Below are 17086 nucleotides of genomic sequence, written 5' to 3' on the forward strand. Positions count from 1 at the left end.
TGAGGGATGACGGTTTGGCTGCGTCGGGGTTACAGAAAGGTGAAAGTTCGCGATGGCGCCGGTGTTTTTGAGGACGCCTTCGCAAGCAAGCCCGCTCCCACCGTTTTGTGGAAGCGGGCTTGCCCGCGGATGAAGGTCGCAACGACTTCCGGATTCAATCGTCCAGCGCTTTCACCGACTTGGGCGACAGACGCAAGCTGCGCAGGCTGCGCTTGACGCTCTTGAGGTGGTTGACCAGACTCGGCCCGCGCGCCATGGCCACGCCCATCGCCAGCACATCGATCACGACCAGGTGGGCGATACGCGAGGTCAGCGGGGTGTAGATTTCCGTGTCCTCATGCACATCGATCGCCAGGTTGACGGTCGACAGCTCGGCCAGCGGTGTCTGGCTCGGGCACAAGGTAATCAGCGAGGCGCCGCTCTCGCGAACGAGGTTGGCGGTGATCAGCAGATCCTTGGAACGCCCGGACTGGGAAATGCAGATCGCCACGTCGGTCGGCTTCAACGTCACCGCCGACATCGCTTGCATGTGCGGATCGGAATACGCCGCAGCGGTCAGCAGCAACCGGAAGAATTTGTGCTGCGCATCCGCCGCCACCGCGCCGGAGGCGCCGAAGCCATAGAACTCGACGCGCTGGGCCTGGGACATCAGCGTGACCGCGCGCTGCAACTCCAGCGGATCGAGTTTCTCGCGAACCTCCATCAGGGTGTGCAGGGTGGTGTCGAAAATCTTCAGGCTGTAGTCGGCGACGGAGTCATCTTCATGGATCGCGAACTGGCCGAAGCTGGCACCGGCGGCCAGGCTTTGCGCCAGTTTGAGTTTCAGATCCTGAAAGCCGGAACAACCGATGGCCCGGCAGAAGCGCACGATGGTCGGCTCACTGATGCCGACGCTGTGGGCCAGGTCGGCCATGGAACTGTGCATCACCGCCGCAGGGTCAAGCAGCACGTGGTCGGCGACCTTGAGCTCCGACTTGCGTAACAGGTGACGTGACTGGGCGATGTGCTGCAGCAGGTTCAAGGGGCTGGACTCTTGTTATGAAATAAGTGTTATGGAATAAGCGTCATGGGCAGATGCCGAAGATGTAGCAAGCTTGTAGTTATACTACATGAATCGTCTTTTTGCCCGCTCAATGCGTAACTGGATGCCCCCGTATCAGGCGCATCTCCCCTTGATGTAGCCCTAAAGGGAGTTTTCCTGCCCACGCAACAACCCGGCGAGGTCTGCCGCCTGCACCGGACGACTGATCAGGTATCCCTGCACTTCGTCGCAGCCTTCGGCCTTGAGAAACTCCAGTTGCTCCGGACGTTCGACGCCTTCGGCCACTACTTTCAGCGACAGGCCGTGGGCCATGGCAATGATCGCGCGAGTGATCGCCGCGTCCTCGCTACCCTGCGCCAGGCCGCGAATGAAAGCCTGATCGATCTTCACGTAGTCCACCGGGATGCGCTTCAGATAACTGAGCGACGAATAACCCGTACCGAAATCATCGATCGCCAGTTTCACCCCCAGTCCGCGCAATTGCTGGAAGGTGGCGATGATGTGTTCGACGCTGTCGAGCAACTGGCTTTCCGTGAGTTCCAGCTCCAGATAGTGCGGCGCCAGCCCGGTTTCTTCCAGCACCTGACGTACAAGGCTGGCGAGCTTGCCCTGACGCAACTGATGCACCGACAGGTTCACGGACACCCGGATCGGCGCCAGCCCCTGGCGCTGCCACTCGCAGGCCTGCCTGCACGCCTGGCGCAGCACGAACTCGCCGATCGGGCCGATCAACCCGGTTTCCTCGGCCAGGCCGATGAAATCCCCCGGAGAGATCCGGCCCAGGGTCGGATGATCCCAGCGCACCAGTGCTTCTGCCGCATTCAGGCGGCCCGTCTCCAGACATAGCTTCGGCTGGTAGAACACGCTCAGTTGCTTGTCTTCGATGGCTTTGCGCAACTGGATTTCCAGTTGCAGACGTTCCAGGGTGCTGGCTTGCAGGCTGTCGGTATAGAACTGGAAGTTGTTGCCGCCCAGGTGCTTGGCATGTTGCATGGCCATGTTCGACTGACTGACCAGCTCGGAGATTTCCCGCGCATTGTCCGGCAGCATGCTGATGCCCATCGAGGCGCTGACCACCAGTTCATGCCCTTCCACCGTCAGCGGCAGGCGCAGTTTGGTCGCCAGCCGCGTGGCGACCCGCGCCAGGCTCGACAGGTTGCCGTAGGCGTCGAACAACACCGCGAACTCATCGCCGGACAGCCGGGCGATGGTGTCCGCCTCGGGCAAGGCATTGATCAGGCGCCGCGACATTTTTTGCAGCAACTGGTCGGCGACTTCATGACCAAGACTGTCGTTGAGCAGCTTGAAGCGGTCCAGATTGATGTGCAGCAACGCCAGGCTGCGGCGTCCGCCCTGGCGCACCCGTTGATGGGCTTCGTGCAGCCGTTCGCGAAACAGCGAGCGGTTGGCCAGACCGGTGAGCTCGTCGTAGTGGGTCAGGTAGCGCATACGCTCTTCGGACTCGCGGCGCGCTGACAGATCGGCGAAGAAGCCCACGATATGACTCATATTTCCCCGACGATCACGCACCACATTCAGTTGTAGCCATTGCGGGTAGAGTTCGCCGTTCTTGCGGGTTTCCACCAGTTCGCCTTGCCAACTGCCGTGCTGCTCCAGCGCCTGGCGGATCGCAACATAATGTCGCCGGGCATCGCGGCTGCACGGCAGTTCGACGACGTTGCGCCCGAGCATGTCGTCGATGTCATAACCGGTGACGCGGCTGAACGCCTGATTGATCGCGATCAGTTCGTAATTCGGATCAAGAATCACGATGCCTTCACTGGCCGCTTCAAACACCGTCGCCGCCAGTTGCTGCTGGGCTTCCAGGCCTTTGCTGGCGCTGATGTCACGGCGAGTGCCGACCATGCGGATCACCCGCCCGCTGTCGCTGCGCTCCACCGCCCGGCCACGGTCTTCGATCCATACCCAGTGGCCATCGCCATGCCGCACCCGGTACTCGATCTGATAATCCTCGGTGCGACCCTTCAGATGCTCGATCAAGGCGTGCTTGAGTGACGGCACGTCTTCCGGGTGCAGGCGCGGTCGCAGATGCCGTAGCAGCCCGGTGACGTATTCCGGGTCGATGCCGAACAACTCCTGGATCTGCGTGTGGTGGACTTCATCGGTTTGCAGATTCCAGTCCCACAGCCCAAGCTCACTGGCTTTCAACGCCAGGGCCAGCCGCGCTTCGCTTTTGCTCAGGGCCTGGTTGGCGGCATCCAGTTCGCGACTGCGCTGGGCGACACGGTCTTCGAGATCGACCTGCGCCTCGCGCAATTTGCCCTCGGCGCAGCGGCGGTGTTCGATTTCCTTTGCCAGCTCCTGGTTGAGTTGCTCGCTGCGGGTCTGCGCCTGTTGCAGGTGCTCGATCAGCCGCTGATTCTGAAAGCGTCGCAGCAACCCACGATCGATCAGTCGATTGATCTGCCACGCCACCACACTCAACGAACCGAGCAGAATCAGCCCGAGCCAGCCCCAGCCGCGCGCCAGATCGTCACCGCCCCAGAACAGATAGCCGATGGCCGGCAGCAGGCACGGCAAGGTAAAGGACAGAAACGCCGGCAGGCTGACCGCATAGGCGACGCTGGCCGACAGCGTGGCGGCGCCGATCAGGCCGAACACCCAGGCCTGTTGCAGGAAGTTGTCGGCCGGCACCAGCGCGATACCGGCACCGGCCAGGGTCAGGCCGGTCAAGGTCGAACCGAGCAAGAACATTCGCCCCCAGATCGGCTGGGCCTGACGGTCGGGCATGGCCGAATCGAACGCGGCGACCTGAATCACCCGTAACGCCACCAGCGACAGCAGCCACACCAGCCAGACGCTGACCACGAAGTAGCGCTGCGGGCTCCAGAGCAGAGCGGCGCAGACCAGACCATTGATCAACATGAACAGCGTGGGCAGCAGCGAGCCCTGATAAAGAAGGCGCGTGCGCTCGACCGCCATCTGCGTGGCGTAGTGCTTGCGGATAACCCGAGGCTCCACAGAGGGGCCCGACAGGTCAGAGCTGAGGGTCATAGGCAATGTTCTTGTTCTTATTAAAATGAGCATGCGCCCGAAACGTGGACGGAGCATACACAAGCCCATTCACTTGCCAAACTGCTCCAGATCATAATTTCGCCGAAACTTTTGCCCCCCGCGCCACCGGCAAAACCCGCAGAGCGAGACGGGCCGATGCCTGCGACCAGTGACCGACCGGTCGTCATCGACAGCAGTTTCATCGGCTAATGCAAAGCTCGGTTTGCCCGGGCCTGCGGCGCACCCTAGAATGCCCCGATGCGCGATGATCTCTCCCTTCTGCTGAACTCCCTCAACGATGCCCAACGCCAGGCCGTAGCGGCCCCCGTTGGCCGTCAGTTGGTCCTGGCCGGTGCCGGTTCCGGTAAAACCCGAGTGCTGGTGCACCGTATCGCCTGGTTGATCCAGGTCGAAAACGCCTCGCCCCACTCCATTCTGTCGGTGACCTTCACCAACAAGGCCGCTGCCGAGATGCGTCACCGCATCGAACAGTTGCTGGGCATCAACCCGGCGGGCATGTGGGTCGGCACCTTCCACGGCCTGGCGCACCGCTTGCTGCGGGCGCACTGGCAGGAAGCCGGCCTGAGCCAGACCTTCCAGATTCTCGACAGCGACGACCAGCAACGGCTGGTCAAGCGGGTGATCCGCGAGCTGGGGCTGGACGAACAGCGCTGGCCGGCCCGCCAGGCGCAGTGGTTCATCAACGGGCAGAAAGACGAAGGTCTGCGCCCGCAACACATTCAGGCCAGCGGCGATCTGTTCCTGGCCACCATGCGCGGCATTTACGAGGCCTACGAGGCTGCCTGTGCCCGCGCGGGCGTCATCGACTTCTCCGAACTGCTGCTGCGTGCCCTCGACCTGTGGCGCGACCATCCGGGCCTGCTGGCGCACTATCAGAAGCGCTTCCGGCATATTCTGGTGGACGAGTTCCAGGACACCAACGCCGTGCAATACGCCTGGCTGCGTCTGCTGGCCAAGGGCGGCGACAGCCTGATGGTGGTGGGTGACGACGACCAGTCGATCTACGGCTGGCGCGGGGCGAAAATCGAGAACATCCACCAGTATTCCGCCGACTTCCCGGATGCCGAAACCATCCGCCTGGAACAGAACTACCGCTCCACCGCCGGCATCCTCAAGGCGGCCAACGCCCTGATTGCCAACAACACCGGGCGTCTGGGCAAAGAGCTGTGGACCGATGGCGGCGACGGCGAAGCGATCAATCTGTACGCCGCGTTCAACGAACATGACGAAGCACGCTACGTTGTCGAAACCATCGAAAGCGCGCTGAAAACCGGCCTGTCTCGCAGCGATATCGCGATTCTCTACCGCTCCAACGCCCAATCCCGCGTTTTGGAAGAAGCATTGCTGCGCGAGCGCATTCCGTACCGCATCTATGGCGGCCAGCGCTTCTTCGAGCGGGCGGAAATCAAGAACGCCATGGCCTACCTGCGTTTGCTCGAAGGTCGCGGCAACGACGCAGCACTGGAACGGGTGATCAACGTACCGGCCCGTGGCATCGGCGAGAAAACCGTCGAGGCGATCCGCGAGCATGCGCGCCACAGCGATGTTTCCATGTGGGAAGCCATGCGCCAACTGGTCGCCAACAAAGGCCTGACCGGCCGCGCGGCGGGCGCCCTCGGTGCGTTTATCGAGCTGATCGAGAACCTGGCCGCCAAATGTGCAGAGATGCCGCTGCACCTGATGACGCAAACCGTCATCGAGCAGTCCGGGCTGATCGCCTATCACGAAGCGGAGAAAGGCGAGAAAGGCCAGGCCCGGGTGGAAAACCTTGAGGAACTGGTCAGCGCTGCGCGCAACTTCGAGAACACTGAAGAAGACGAAGAGCTGACGCCCCTGGCGGCATTCCTCGGTCATGCGTCGCTGGAGGCCGGTGACACTCAGGCCGACGAGCATGAAGACAGCATTCAACTGATGACCCTGCACAGCGCCAAGGGCCTGGAATTCCCTTACGTGTTCCTGGTGGGCATGGAAGAAGGCCTGTTCCCGCACAAGATGAGCCTGGAAGAACCGGGTCGCCTTGAAGAGGAACGGCGTCTGGCCTACGTCGGCATCACCCGGGCGATGCAGAATCTGGTGATGTCCTACGCTGAAACCCGACGCCTGTACGGCAGTGAAACCTACAACAAGGTGTCGCGATTCGTACGGGAAGTGCCGAAAGGCCTGATTCAGGAAGTGCGTCTGTCGAACAGCGTCAGCCGTCCGTTCGGCGGCAACCAGTCGATGAGCGGCAGCAACCTGTTCAGCGGCAGCGAGATTCCGGACACCGGACTCAGCCTTGGTCAGGCCGTGCGCCACTCGATTTTCGGCGACGGCGTGATCCTCAACTTCGAGGGTGCCGGCGCACAGGCCCGGGTTCAGGTGAACTTCAGCGAAGGCAGCAAGTGGCTGATGCTCGGTTACGCGAAGCTGGAAGCGATCTGAAGCGCGACCCAGGGCAATGGTGGGAGCGGGCCTGCTCGCGAATGTGTCTTTCATTCAATACATTCGTTGGCTGACCCTCCCGCTTCGCGAGCCAGCTCGCTCCCAAAAGGTTTGCGTCAATCATCAGGACGAATTTCATGGGCTCAGGCTTTTTCTCTTCCTGGACATTCTGGGCGCTGCTCTCGGCCACGTTCGCCGCATTGACCGCGATCTTCGCCAAGGTCGGCATCGAAAACGTCAACTCCGACTTCGCCACCTTGCTGCGCACCATCGTGGTACTGGTCAGCCTGGCCTTGATTTTGTACGCCACGGGCCAATATCAGTCTCTGGGATCGATTTCCGCCAAAAGCTATCTGTTCCTGCTGCTGTCGGGCCTGGCCACGGGCGCTTCGTGGCTGTGCTACTTCCGCGCGTTGAAGCTCGGCCCGGCGTCGCTGGTCGCCCCGGTGGACAAGCTCAGCGTGGTGCTGGTGGCGATCCTCGGCGCGATCCTGCTGGGCGAGAAACTCGATCTGCGCCAATGGGGCGGCATCGGTCTGATCACCGCCGGTGTGGTGATGCTGGCGTTACGTCGCTAACCAGCAATCCCACTGAACCCAGCTGCTTTTCCTACAGACAAAAGTACATCGCCTTATTGCCTCGACCGAGCTGAACGTAACCTGTCAGGCAAAAGCCCGAAACACTCTGTCGCTAGCCAGTGTCACTTCAGCTGTGCAACATGGCGCGCGTGCTCTCCACAAACGGGAATACCCTTTATGAAACGTTTTCTTAGCATCGCCATGGCGTTGTGCATCGGCCTGACGATGAGCCTCGACGCCAACGCCAAGCGCTTTGGTGGTGGCAAAAGCGCCGGCGCCGCGCCGACGCACCAGACCAGCCAGATGGCGCCTTCTTCCCCTGGCATGGGCGGCGCAGCAGCGACCGCGGGTGCAGCCGGTGCCGCCGGCGCTGCGGCCAAGGCCGGTGGCGCATCGAAATGGCTCGGCCCGCTGGCCGGCATCGCCGCCGGTGGCCTGCTCGCTTCCATGTTCATGGGCGGCGGCTTCCAGGGCATGCAGATCTTCGACATCCTGATCATGGCCGTGATCGCGTTCGTGATCTTCCGCTTCATCGCTGCCCGTCGACGCAAGCAGCAGGAGCACATGGCTCCGGCCGGTCACGCGCCGATGCAGCGTGAGGTGTTCGAGCAGAAGCCGGCCGCCATGGGTTCGATCTTCGGTGGTTCGGCAGCACCTGCCGCCCGTCCGGTGATCAACGCGCCGGCCTGGTTCAACGAGCAACGCTTCCTCGAAGCCGCGCGCAGCCACTTCCAGGCCCTGCAGCAGCACTGGGACGCCAACGAAATGGACAAGATCGCCGAGTTCGTGACCCCGCAAATGCTCGACTTCCTCAAGCGTGAGCGTGCGGACCTGGGCGACGGCTTCCAGTCCACCTACATCGACAACCTCCAGGTTCAACTGGACGGCGTGGATGATCGTGCGGACAAGACCATCGCGACCCTGACCTTCAGCGGCGTGTCGAAAACCTCGCGTTTCGACCAGGGTGAAGTGTTCAGCGAAAGCTGGAACATGGAACGTCCACAGGGCGACAACCAGCCTTGGCTGGTCGCCGGTATCCGCCAGAACGGCTGATCACCTTCGACGTTTTACCCGCCGTAACGAAAACCCCGGACTTGTCCGGGGTTTTCTATTTCGCGGTTGCATCTATAGCGAGCTACTGTATAAACCGCCCCATATAAACCGCGCCATTCAAGCAAGAGGATCCCCGGACGTGGAAGAAATCATCGAACAACTGCGCGAAGCCAACGAACGGGTGCCGGTTCCTCTGGAATTGCCCGACGAAGACCAGTTGGTGGAGGTCGAAGAAGAACTCTTCATCAACATTCCGTTCGTCTTCAAAGAGTTTCTGCTGACCGTCAGCGATGTGGTCTACGGCAGCCTGGAGCCGGTGACCGTCACCGACCCGCAATCCCACACCTACCTGCCGGATGTCGCGGCCAACGCCTGGGACGCTGGCGTGCCACGGGACCTGATCCCGATCTGCCAGGACGGCAATGACTACTACTGCGTCGAAGAAGACGGCACCGTGGTGCTGTGGTCCGGCGAAGAAGAGCTGATTACCGAAGAGTCCTGGGAGTCGGTCTGGCACTGGGCGCGGGACGTCTGGCTGGAAAGCTGACCGGTCGTTCGTCCCGGCTGGTCAATGCCCCGATGATTCCTTGTGGTTGTCGAGGGTTTCCAGCAGGGCCACCTGCATCCGTGTGTGTACCCGGATGAACCAGCGCCAGAGCAGCGCCGCCACGGCGGCCGCGACCACGGCAATCAGCACCAGCAACTTGTTGGTCGGCAGAATACTGGCCGACAAGGCTGCCAACAGCAGGAAAATCACCAACAGCGAAAGCAGCGGGATCACTTCGGCGATCACCCGGCGCACTCGCTGCGTATGACGCCCGGCCATCTCCGGTTTCACGCCCATTTCCGCCAGCAGCATCGACAGCGCCTTGAGCTTGCGATAAGCCGCGATCAGGAAAGGCAGCGAGACCAGCAGCGCCCCGCCCCAGATCAGCGCTTTCTGCCAGCTCGGATCACTGATCCACTCCGCCAGCGAAGCGGAAATCCGTTCGGCGAAGTACGCCCCGGCAAAGAAAATCGCGATCACCAGCGCAAGATTGACCCCGACCTGCAGCAGAATCTTGCGGATCATCGATGCCAGCATCGCGCCTTCACCCTGCGGCTGGATGCTGCGCAGCCATTCGCCGTACATCCCGAACACCCGACCGAGACGCTGCGGCATGGCGGCGGACAGCTTGATCGACAGCGGATCGGCAGCCCGGATCAGGTACGGCGTCAGCAACGTGGTGATCACCGAAACCGCCACGGCAACGGGATAGAGGAAGTTGCTGGTGACCTGCAGGGTCATGCCCAGTGCGGCGATGATGAAGGAGAATTCTCCAATCTGCGAAAGACCCATCCCGACTCGCAGTGAGGTGCGTCCGTCATTACCGGCGATAAACGCACCGAGGCCGCAGGACAGCATCTTGCCCAGCACCACGGCGACGGTGATCACCGCAATCGGCCAGGCGTATTGCAGCAGGATCATCGGGTCGAGCATCAGGCCGATGGCGACGAAAAAGATGGCACTGAACAGGTCGCGAACCGGTTCGATCAGGCGCTCGATCTTCAGCAACTGCCGCGACTCGGCCATGATCGCGCCGATCAGGAATGCCCCCAGCACCATGCTGTATTCGAGCTTGACCACCAGCAGGCAGAAGCCGAAACACAGACCCAGCACGGTGATCAGCAGCATCTCGTTGCTTTCGAATTTCGCCACGTATGCCAGCAGCCTCGGCACCAGCAGAATGCCGATCACCAGCGCAACGATCATGAACAGCGACAGCTTGCCGACCGTGGAAAACACCTCGCCGGAACTCACCGTGCCACTGACCGCGATGCTCGACAGCAGCGCGATGATGCCGATGCCCAGGATGTCCTCGACGATCAGCACACCGAAGATCAGTTGGGCGAAGCGCTCGTTTTTCATTTTCAGGTCGTTGAGCGCCTTGACGATGATGGTGGTCGAGGAAATGGCCAGGATCGCCCCGAGGAACAGTGAATCCATGGTATTCCAGTCGAACCAGCGGCCGATTTCGTAACCGATCCAGATCATCAGCACGATTTCCATGAACGCCGCGATAAACGCCGTGGCGCCGACCTTGAACAACTTGCGCAGGCTGAACTCCAGGCCAAGGCAGAACATCAGGAAAATCACCCCCAGCTCGGCGAGGGTCTTGATGGTTTCTTCGTCGTGGATCAGCCCGAAGGGCGGCGTGTGCGGGCCGATGATGAAGCCGGCGACTATATAACCGAGCACCACCGGCTGCTTGAAGCGGTGAAACAGTACGGTCACCACGCCCGCAACCAGCATGATCACCGCCAGATCCTGAATAAAGCTGATGGCATGCATGGTGTGGGCTCCTTGAATGAAGAGGCCCGCGCCAACATGGGAAATGTCTGGGCGAGCTGAATGAATATCCGCTTTTGATGTAGGAATCGCCCTTGGGGTGGGCTTTTGCAGGGTAACACCGCGACTTCCGGCTGAAAGGCGGTGCAATATATGGAAACAGATCGATTCGGGCGTGACGGCGGTCGGTCGCCTGGCGTCCCGATAATGGTGGTTTTTGAAAGCGACCAGACACCCGCAGAGGTGTTCCTCCAGCAACCCTGCCTTGACCCGTGAGAATGTTATGGAACCCGGAAACGCCCAGCTGTCGATGACGGTACTGATGACCCCCGACATGGCCAACTTCTCTGGCAATGTCCACGGCGGCACCCTGCTCAAATACCTCGATGAAGTCGCCTACGCCTGCGCCAGCCGCTATGCCGGCCGCTACGTCGTGACACTGTCGGTGGATCAGGTGATTTTCCGCGAGCCGATCCATGTCGGCGAACTGGTGACGTTCCTGGCGTCGGTCAACTACACCGGCAACACCTCGATGGAAGTCGGCATCAAAGTCGTGACCGAGAACATCCGCGAGCGCTCGGTGCGTCACACCAATAGCTGCTTTTTCACCATGGTCGCCGTCGACGACCAGCGCAAACCGGCGCCGGTGCCACCGCTGCAGCCGGAAAACAGTGAAGACAAGCGCCGCTATATGCAGGCGCAGCAGCGTCGGCAGATTCGTCAGGAGCTGGAAAAGCGCTATCAGGAGATCAAGGGCGACGCCTGATCGGCCCTTTGGGGTGATGTCGTTTTATAGATAGCCTCCAGCCCGCTCCCCCAGTTGACCGTGATCATCTGGGGGAGCGGGCTTGCTCGTGAATGGGCGTAGCGCGGTCTTACAGACTGATCGGCGTCGCCTCGAACTTCACCCGAGGATGCGCAATCCGATCCTGCGCCCGAACCAGCTGCAGCTCATAACTGGCGCACGCCTGGGTTTCCAGCAGCACTTCATGCACCGCCGCCGCGGTAAATTCGAACGCGGCCACCAGGCTGTCCCCCAACAGCACGCGCGCCAGGAACAGCCCGGAAGTCAGATCGCCCACGCCCACCGGCTGACGCGGGAACGCCAGCAGCGGACGGCGCAGATGCCAACTGCCCTCGGCGGTCACCAGCAGCATTTCAAAGGCTTCCGCCGGCTTGCCCGGATAATCCAGATGCTTGACCAGCACCGCCTGCGGCCCGCGTGCCAGCAGCGAGCGCGCCATGGCCAGGCAATCAAACAACGATTGCGGCTTGCGCCCGCAGAAGCTGTCCAGCTCCAATTGGTTCGGACACATGAAGTCCGCCACCGCCGCCGCTTCCTCCAGGAGGAAATCGCTGACTTCGGCCGGTACGCTGCAGCCCTTTTCCGGGTGCCCCATCACCGGATCACACAGGTATAACGCCTTGGGGTTGACCGACTTGATCCGCGCCACGCCACTGAGAATCGCCCGCCCCTGGGCCGCGCTGCCCAGATATCCGGACAGCACCGCGTCGCAGTTGCCCAGCTCGCCGATGGCGGCGATCCCTTCCACCAGTTCCGGGATCTGATGCGGCGCCAGCACTTCCCCGGCCCATTGGCCGTACTGGGTGTGGTTGGAAAACTGCACGGTGTTGAGCGGCCAGACATTCACCCCGACCCGCTGCATCGGAAAAACCGCAGCGCTGTTGCCGGCGTGGCCGAACACCACATGGGACTGGATGGCGAGCAAGTGAGGCGTACGTTTCATTCGGGTTTTTCCGTAAAACGATTGAAATTCGAGCCGCGCAGTATGCGACGAAACGCAGCCTGTACGACAGACCGGCGACGCAGTTAAGCTGATGCCCTCTTTTGGAGTTACTTGTTGATGCTGACCCTCGAAAACATCTTCGTGCTGATGCTGTTCGCCGCTGCTGGCGCGTGGCTGTGGCACAACCACGGCTTGCGCGAGCGGGCGCTGGAACGGGTCAAGCAACATTGCGTGAACGTCGGCGTGGAGCTGCTCGACGGCAACGTCGCACTGAAAAAGATTGGTTTCATCAAGGACGCCAGCGGTCGCCGGCGATTGGCGCGGGTCTACAATTTCGAATTCACCGTGACCGGCGAAACCCGTCACAACGGCACCATTACTCAATTCGGCGCGCACAGCGCACAGATCGAACTGGCGCCCTACCCGGCCCCGTTCGATGACACTCCGCCGGTGGTCGAGGTGAACAAACCACGGGCCGAGGTGATCGAGCTGAGCCAGTGGCGCCAGGAACACACCAAGTGGAAGCCGTGAGCTGACTCAAGCCACCCGGCAGCGGGCCAAACCAGCCTGAAGCAACTCGACATCCTGCGGATCGGTGAAAATCAGCTCGAGCCGCGAATCCCGCCGCCATTCGCTCGTCTGCCAGTTCAGCTCGGCATTCTCCAGGGCATTCGCCGAAACCCAGCCCCGGGCACTGTGGATAACCAGTTTCGCGCGGCGCCAGACCAGACCCTCAAGCCAACGAGCAATGCGCCCCGCGTCGAAGGTCTGGTCGGGATGCCAGCGCCAACCAATACTCCAACCGCCCTCCTGCGCCTGGCTCAGACAAATCGGCTGCGCCGGGTCGCTCCAGACCGCTGGCAACTGCGCCAATCCTTTCGGCAGCACCGGATTGTCCGCCCCTGCTACAGCCCTTGCCGCCAATCCCGGTAGCTCGCTCAACGCCAGTGCGGCGTTTTGCGTCCAGATCACCGGGACTGGCGGGAGTTGTCCGATGATCGCCGGGCGCACGGATTCATCGACACCCTCAGACTTGTTCAACAGCAATAAACCCGCGCTCGCCAAGGCCTCTTGTTGCGGGGCCGAGAGTGTTTTCCCCTGCGCCAGAGCCTGCGCATCCAGCACCAGCACACACGGCTGAACCGCCAGTACGCCCAGCCACGGCGCCTCACTCAACTGCTTGAGCAACTGCGCCGGATGCCCCAATCCGGAAGGCTCTATAAACAGTCGGTCCGGCCTGGCTTTGCGCAGCAGACGCCCCAGACCGATCTGAAACGGCGCACCGTTCACGCAACACAAACAGCCCCCGGCGACCTCGCCCAGTGCGATACCATCGACGTCGCGGGTCAGCAGCGCGGCATCGAGACCGATCTGGCCGAACTCGTTGATCAGCACCGCCCAGCGTTCGCCGGCCGGACGCTGGGCCATGAGTTGGCGGATCAGGCTGGTCTTGCCGGCGCCCAAGGGGCCTGCGATGACGTGGGTAGGAATGTTCTGCAGCATGCGTGGCGTTTTTCTGGAGGTCGTTGATGCGGTGGTTGGGAGGTTGGTTGCTGTTGATGTTGCTGTCGGGGCAGGTGCTGGCGCAAGCCTGTGTGGTTCATAGCCAGGCCGAGCGACTGGACGTCAAGGTCTGCCAGCAGAACCGCAACATCCCGGAAAAGCTGTTCAACGACGGTTTCTGCCAACCGACCCTGGCCGGGCAGAAAGTCGACGTGCAATACGTCGACCAGTGCCCCGGCGGCGCGTTCGGCGTATGCAGCAACGCCCAGGTCGCCAATATGCCCTATCGCCAGGATATCCACTATTACGGCATCGCCACCGACGCCGCGTACTTGCAGCCGTACTGCGAGACTCAGAGCCAGGGCAAGTGGCTCAAGCCCTGAACCTCAGGCCGCCTCTTCGCTCCACGGACCAAAAGGGTCGACCAGCGAGCGCCAGCCTTCGGTGCCGATGGCCATTTCTTCATCGGTCAGCAAGCAGGCATCCAGCTCCGAGGTGAGCTGCTCGAAATCGATGTTCTGCCCGATGAAAACCAGTTCCTGACGGCAGTCCCCGACACTGGCGGTCCAGTTCTGCATGATCGCTGCGGTACTTTCCTGATCCTGCGGCCAGTGATCTTTCGGCACATAACGCCACCAGCGCCCGGCAAATCCGTAACGCATCAGACCACCCGCCTGCGACCAGCTGCCTGCGTCCGACGGCTTGCTCGCGAGCCAGAAAAAGCCCTTTGAACGCAGCAACCTGCCGTTCGGCCATGGCCGGTCGATGAAGTTGAAGAAGCGCTCCGGGTGGAACGGCCGCCGCGCTCGATAGGCACCGGAGGCGATGCCATATTCCTCGGTTTCCGGGACATGTTCGCCGCGCAGTTCCTGCAACCATCCTGGGGCCTGCGCGGCTTTTTCAAAGTCGAAGCGGCCGGTATTCAGGATCTTCTCCAGCGGGACTTCACCCATCACCATCGGGATGATCTCGGCCTGGGCGTTCAGCCGCTTAAGGATCGCCGTCAGCTCTTCCCGGTCGCGCTGGCTGATCAGATCGATCTTGCTGATCAACAGCACGTCGGCGAACTCGATCTGCTCGATCAGCAAATCGGTGATTGAACGCTCGTCCTCCTCGCCCAGGGTTTCACCGCGAGAGGCAAGGCTCTGGGCGGCTGAGTAGTCCTGGAGGAAGTTCATGCCGTCGACCACGGTGACCATGGTGTCGAGGCGCGCGACATCGGCCAGGCTCTGCCCCTGCTCGTCACGGAAGGTAAAGGTCTCGGCCACCGGCAACGGCTCGGAAATGCCGGTGGATTCAATCAACAGGTAATCGAAGCGGCCATCGCGGGCGAGCTTGCTCACTTCCTCCAGCAGGTCTTCGCGTAACGTACAGCAGATACAGCCGTTGCTCATCTCGACCAGTTTCTCTTCTGCACGGTTCAAGCTGACATCGCGCTGAACTTCGCTGCCATCGATATTGATCTCACTCATATCATTGACGATTACAGCAACGCGCAAGGCGTCCCTGTTACGTAGTACGTAATTCAAAAGTGTACTTTTTCCGGCGCCGAGGAAGCCGGACAAAACGGTCACGGGAAGTGGGTAAGACATTGGATAATCCTCATCAATCAGTCGCCTGGCAGCGAAAAGGCGCTCTTGGGCTCCAATCAAGGAAGCAGGCGCTTGAAAACAGGGGGTCACGGAAAACAGGTCGGATTTAATGTTATAGTATAACAATATGAACAATCCACCTTTGCTCTTGCCCAAATGCAAACAGGGTACGAAGCTGGATCTCTTTCACCTGCCGGAACACGCCATGAGAATTGCGCTGAAATGCTCGCTCCTGAGCCTCGCGCTGTTGACCTTCAATGCCTGGGGCCAGATTCCAGGGCTTGCCACCTGCACCCGCACCGCCAACCTGTTGGCGTGCATTGACGCCGAAGGCAATGCCTACAGCGTCAACACGGTGGGCAGTACGATGTATCTGCGTGGTTTCGAAAAGGTCGGTCGGCGATACTGGGCGCAGACCAACAGTCGCTACGGGCAACTGACGTTCTTTACCGGCATCGCTTCAGATGGCGAAGCGTGGGTGGGTTACAACCGCCGGGTGGGCTGGACGACGATCAACCGGTTTTCCAGCTCCGGCGGGAGCAGCGCGAAGTTCACTTGCAGCCGCATTACCGGCTGCTAAACCTGTCCATTTTTCTGCGCTTGCTGCCAGGCGATGTAGCTGTCGGCCGGTGGGTTTTTCTCGAAATAGCGCTGTAATCCCGCGAACAATCCGTCCGCCACAGCCTGCTGATGACGCGCCGTGACCAGTCGCTGACTGTCCCGGGCATTGGAAATGAAGCCGGTTTCCACCAGGATCGATGGCACGTCCGGCGACTTCAGCACGGCAAATCCAGCCTGTTCCACGCGTTTTTGATGCAGTGTGGTAATTCCCGCCAAACTGCCCAGAATCGTGCCACCCAGTTCCAGACTGGCAGCGATGGTCGCGTTCATCGACATGTCGAGAATCACCCCGGCCAGCATCGGGTCCTTGTCCTTGAGATTGAGAAGGCTGGTAGCACCCAGTAAGTCCGCACCATTCTCCCGTTGCGCCATGAAGCGCGCGGTGGCCGATGTGGCCCCACCCTCGGACAAGCAATACACCGAAGCACCGGAGGCAGTCAGGCGTGGCGCTGCGTCGGCGTGTACAGAGATAAACATGTCGGCCTTATGCTGCCTGGCAATGTCCACGCGCTTGCGCAACGGGACGAAAAAATCGTCATTGCGCACCAGTTTCACGTCGAATCCTTTCTCTCGCTTCAACCGTCGCGCAAGCAATTGGGCGATGGAAAGCACCACATCTTTTTCCCGCTCACCTTTGGCGCCCACCGCACCGGGGTCTTTGCCGCCGTGTCCAGGATCGACCACAACGATGATGTCGCGTTTGGCATGAGTCTTTTGCGTGGGTGTTTCACGTGGAACCATGGGCGCGATTTTGGCCGGTGCAGCACTGATCAAGTCCAGCACCAACCGATGACCTTGCCCATCCTGAGGGGCGAGCAAGAAGCTGTTCAACTGCACTGGCTCACTCAAATCGAGGACGATGCGCGTATCACCCTGCCCAAAATGCCCCGAGCGGATCGAGCGAATGACCGAATTTTCCAGCGCCAACTGGCTGAAATCTCCACTCAAGGTCGCACCACTCAGATCGACGATCAAGCGCTCTGGTGAACCTAAAGAGAAGGTCTTGTAGCGCACTGGCCCGCTCAGATCGAACACCAACCGTAGCTTGTTCTCCGAACGCCAGAGCCGGGCATTACGAATTTGCGTAGCCGAAACAGTAAACGGCAGAGCCAACGTAGCGCTCGCCAGAATCAGGTTAAGCAGGTGGCGCCTATGCATATGAA

Annotated in this window: 15 protein-coding genes; 8 read left to right on the forward strand and 7 right to left on the reverse strand. The window is 61.0% G+C overall.

The features are described from left to right. Positions 1-154 precede the first annotated feature (154 nt). Together hexR and N8H74_RS02695 are read right to left on the reverse strand one after the other, a co-directional pair. Positions 155-1021 (reverse strand): transcriptional regulator HexR, encoded by an 867-nt coding sequence (gene hexR, locus N8H74_RS02690; RefSeq protein WP_007954250.1) that lies wholly within the window; start codon positions 1019-1021, stop codon positions 155-157. Positions 1022-1183: 162 nt separating this feature from the next. Beyond that, positions 1184-4057: a GGDEF domain-containing phosphodiesterase gene (locus N8H74_RS02695; protein WP_262146090.1), complete on the reverse strand. Its 2874-nt coding sequence runs from the start codon at positions 4055-4057 to the stop codon at positions 1184-1186. Between the two features lie 258 nt (positions 4058-4315). Between N8H74_RS02695 and uvrD the strand changes: the two genes are divergently transcribed. The 4 genes from uvrD (at position 4316) to N8H74_RS02715 (ending at position 8677) form a co-directional block, all read left to right on the forward strand. Then, positions 4316-6499, forward strand: coding sequence for a DNA helicase II (gene uvrD / locus N8H74_RS02700; protein WP_217829145.1), 2184 nt, complete (start codon positions 4316-4318; stop codon positions 6497-6499). A gap of 137 nt (positions 6500-6636) precedes the next feature. Next, positions 6637-7077 (forward strand): EamA family transporter, encoded by a 441-nt coding sequence (locus N8H74_RS02705; protein ID WP_217829143.1) that lies wholly within the window; start codon positions 6637-6639, stop codon positions 7075-7077. 177 nt (positions 7078-7254) lie between these two features. After that, positions 7255-8130 (forward strand): Tim44 domain-containing protein, encoded by an 876-nt coding sequence (locus tag N8H74_RS02710; RefSeq protein ID WP_217829142.1) that lies wholly within the window; start codon positions 7255-7257, stop codon positions 8128-8130. A gap of 139 nt (positions 8131-8269) precedes the next feature. After that, a complete protein-coding gene (locus tag N8H74_RS02715) occupies positions 8270-8677 on the forward strand; it encodes an SMI1/KNR4 family protein (protein WP_217829141.1) in 408 nt (135 codons plus the stop codon). A gap of 21 nt (positions 8678-8698) precedes the next feature. Here the strand turns inward: N8H74_RS02715 and N8H74_RS02720 are convergent, their stop codons facing one another. Then, positions 8699-10462: a cation:proton antiporter gene (locus tag N8H74_RS02720; protein ID WP_262146092.1), complete on the reverse strand. Its 1764-nt coding sequence runs from the start codon at positions 10460-10462 to the stop codon at positions 8699-8701. 280 nt (positions 10463-10742) lie between these two features. Between N8H74_RS02720 and N8H74_RS02725 the strand changes: the two genes are divergently transcribed. Further along, on the forward strand, positions 10743-11225 hold the full coding sequence (locus tag N8H74_RS02725) for an acyl-CoA thioesterase (protein WP_008064551.1): 483 nt from the start codon (positions 10743-10745) through the stop codon (positions 11223-11225). A 109-nt stretch (positions 11226-11334) separates the two neighbouring features. On the opposite strand, the gene pdxY is transcribed toward N8H74_RS02725, so the two are convergent. Then, positions 11335-12207, reverse strand: a complete 873-nt coding sequence (pdxY, locus tag N8H74_RS02730) for a pyridoxal kinase PdxY (RefSeq protein WP_217829139.1) — start codon at positions 12205-12207, stop codon at positions 11335-11337. A 117-nt stretch (positions 12208-12324) separates the two neighbouring features. Here pdxY and N8H74_RS02735 point away from each other — a divergent pair, with 117 nt between their 5' ends. Next, positions 12325-12738 carry a DUF3301 domain-containing protein gene (locus N8H74_RS02735; protein ID WP_217829137.1) on the forward strand — a complete coding sequence of 138 codons (414 nt, stop codon included), beginning with the start codon at positions 12325-12327 and terminating at the stop codon, positions 12736-12738. 6 nt (positions 12739-12744) lie between these two features. Here N8H74_RS02735 and N8H74_RS02740 read toward each other — a convergent pair whose 3' ends face one another. Beyond that, the gene (locus N8H74_RS02740) at positions 12745-13710 is read right to left on the reverse strand and encodes a CobW-like GTP-binding protein (protein WP_217829136.1); all 966 of its coding nucleotides are present in this window, start codon (positions 13708-13710) and stop codon (positions 12745-12747) included. 26 nt (positions 13711-13736) lie between these two features. On the opposite strand from N8H74_RS02740, the gene N8H74_RS02745 reads away from it, so the two are divergent. Continuing rightward, positions 13737-14093, forward strand: coding sequence for an NADH:ubiquinone oxidoreductase (locus N8H74_RS02745; RefSeq protein ID WP_217829135.1), 357 nt, complete (start codon positions 13737-13739; stop codon positions 14091-14093). 3 nt (positions 14094-14096) lie between these two features. On the opposite strand, the gene zigA is transcribed toward N8H74_RS02745, so the two are convergent. Next, positions 14097-15302: a zinc metallochaperone GTPase ZigA gene (zigA, locus tag N8H74_RS02750; protein WP_262146244.1), complete on the reverse strand. Its 1206-nt coding sequence runs from the start codon at positions 15300-15302 to the stop codon at positions 14097-14099. A gap of 205 nt (positions 15303-15507) precedes the next feature. Between zigA and N8H74_RS02755 the strand changes: the two genes are divergently transcribed. Next, the gene (locus N8H74_RS02755) at positions 15508-15882 is read left to right on the forward strand and encodes a glutamine synthetase (protein ID WP_217829132.1); all 375 of its coding nucleotides are present in this window, start codon (positions 15508-15510) and stop codon (positions 15880-15882) included. Here N8H74_RS02755 and N8H74_RS02760 read toward each other — a convergent pair. After that, positions 15879-17081, reverse strand: a complete 1203-nt coding sequence (locus tag N8H74_RS02760) for an N-acetylmuramoyl-L-alanine amidase (protein WP_262146095.1) — start codon at positions 17079-17081, stop codon at positions 15879-15881. The two genes, N8H74_RS02755 and N8H74_RS02760, sit on opposite strands and share 4 nt — an antisense overlap. Positions 17082-17086 lie beyond the last annotated feature (5 nt).

It is taken from the genome of Pseudomonas sp. B2M1-30 (assembly GCF_025447575.1).
Taxonomy (GTDB): domain Bacteria; phylum Pseudomonadota; class Gammaproteobacteria; order Pseudomonadales; family Pseudomonadaceae; genus Aquipseudomonas; species Aquipseudomonas botevensis.